The organism is Stieleria sp. (assembly GCF_041595215.1).
In the GTDB taxonomy this organism is placed as follows: domain Bacteria; phylum Planctomycetota; class Planctomycetia; order Pirellulales; family Pirellulaceae; genus Stieleria; species Stieleria magnilauensis.
On sequence record NZ_JBFHKV010001314.1, the window covers coordinates 1 to 2,066 of the forward strand.

The 2,066-nt window shown below is 60.4% G+C and carries 1 protein-coding gene; it reads left to right on the plus strand.

The genetic code is table 11. The features are described 5' to 3' along the window. The coding region (locus ABX749_RS30880; RefSeq protein ID WP_372899419.1) for a spondin domain-containing protein at window positions 1-2,066 on the plus strand (2,066 nt) is incomplete at both ends.

Consider the following 2,066-nt stretch of genomic DNA (forward strand, 5'->3'; position numbering starts at 1 on the left):
AAACGGCGGCGGACTTCATGTGACGGGCCAAAGCGACTTGCTGATTCGAAACACCGAGGTGACGGACAACCAAGCGGCGCGCGAGGGCGGCGGGCTGTGGAACGGCACCGGCACGATGACGGTCGAAAATTCGAACATTCAATCGAACCAAGCCTTCGGGCAAGCCGCCGACGATGGCGGCGGAGGAATCTTTAACGATGGCGGTACGCTCGTCCTGAACCGCTCAAACGTCAGCGACAATTCTGCAATCGTCGGCAGTGGGTCTGGCGGAGGGTTGTTCAATCTGAACGGTTCGCTTGTCGTCACGGACAGCGAGATCACTGCGAACCAAGCCAGTCGTGCCGGCGGTGGCATCGAACAGACCGGTAATGCCGAGCTGGAACTTCGCAACGTCTTGCTGAACGACAACCGCGCCGGCTCCGCGGCGGCCGCCACGCCGGGAAATGGGGGCGGAATTCACATCAGCGGCGACGGAAACGCTTTGATCGTTGGTGGTCGCATCGAAGGGAACACCGCTGTCAAGGAGGGTGGAGGCCTTTGGAACGGTGGCGGCACCATGACAATCGACGATGCGGCGATCTTCGGCAACACCGCCAGTGGAGACGCGGCCGATGACGGCGGAGGCGGAATCTTCAACAATGGTGGCGACTTGGTCATCATCAACAGCAGTGTCAGCGGAAATCTGGCCGATGGGACGAGTGGATCCGGCGGCGGATTGCTGAGTCTGGGAGGCGACGTTTCGGTCTCCACAAGCACTTTCGAATTCAATGGCGCAAACCGCGCCGGTGGCGGAATCGAAGTGATTGAGGGCACCGTCACGCTGACCGACAGTAACTTGATCAACAACGATGTGGACGGAACGGCAACCGGCGGAATCGCGGCCCCCGGAAATGGCGGCGGGCTGCACGTCTCGGGACGCGCCGACGTCACACTCACCGGTGGGATCGTGTTCGGCAACCTCGCGGCAAGTGAAGGCGGCGGGCTGTGGAATCAAGCCGGTGGCACGATGATCGTCGACGCCGCTCGGATCGAAGCCAACTCCGCACTCGGCGACGACGCCGACAACGGCGGTGGTGGGATCTTCAACAACGGCGGCACATTGATCATCCGCAATGCGGAGATCGTCGGCAACTTTGCCGATGGCGCGAGCGGATCCGGAGGCGGTATCCTGAACGTCAATCGCGGCACCGTCTCGATCAGCGATTCACTGATCGCCGAAAACGTCGCCAGTCGGGCCGGAGGAGGCATCGAAGACGCGTCACGCGGAGGCGAATTGCTCTCGCAAGGTCCATCGTTGACGCTGACCAACGTCGACCTGGAGAACAACAACGCCGGTGTGATCGACGATGGATTTGGGGGAGGTGCCCTGTTCTCGTCCCCGGGCAGTGGCGGTGGGATTCATGTCACCGGAGCAAGTGATGTCGTCATCAGCGGAGGCCGAATCGCTGGAAACATTGCCGCCAACGAAGGTGGCGGCTTGTGGAATTCTGCCATCGGTCAAATGTCGGTCACCGGCACGGCGATCGAAGACAATTCAGCCGTCCGGGGCGGTGGTATTTATCAACAGAGTGCCGGCGCCTCTCGTCCCCTACGCGTTGAACTGACCAACCTTGCACCCGACGACGGCCCGACCGATAGCGGATTGTTCTTGACCCCCGTTTTCACCGCGTTCCACGACGGAGCGTTTGATCTGTTCGATGTCGGCGGGTCGGCATCGCCAGGATTGGAAAGTCTGGCGGAAGATGGATCAACCGCATCCCTGACAGCCGAATTCACTTCCATACAGAATTCAGGTCTGTCCGAAACGTTCGGTCGTGGTCCGATCGCTCCGGGTCAAACGCTCAGCCGTGCGGTCATCCTTGATCCTAGCGACAACCGTTACTTCTCTTTTGCATCGATGGTCATCCCATCCAATGATGCGTTCATCGGAAACGAAGATCCCGCATCCTTCCCTTTGTTCGGCGCCGACGGCAACTTTAACGGCACGGTCGACGTGATCGTCGCCGGAGCCTCCGTTTGGGATGCCGGAACAGAAGTCAATTCGGAAATGAACGCGGCGTTCTTCG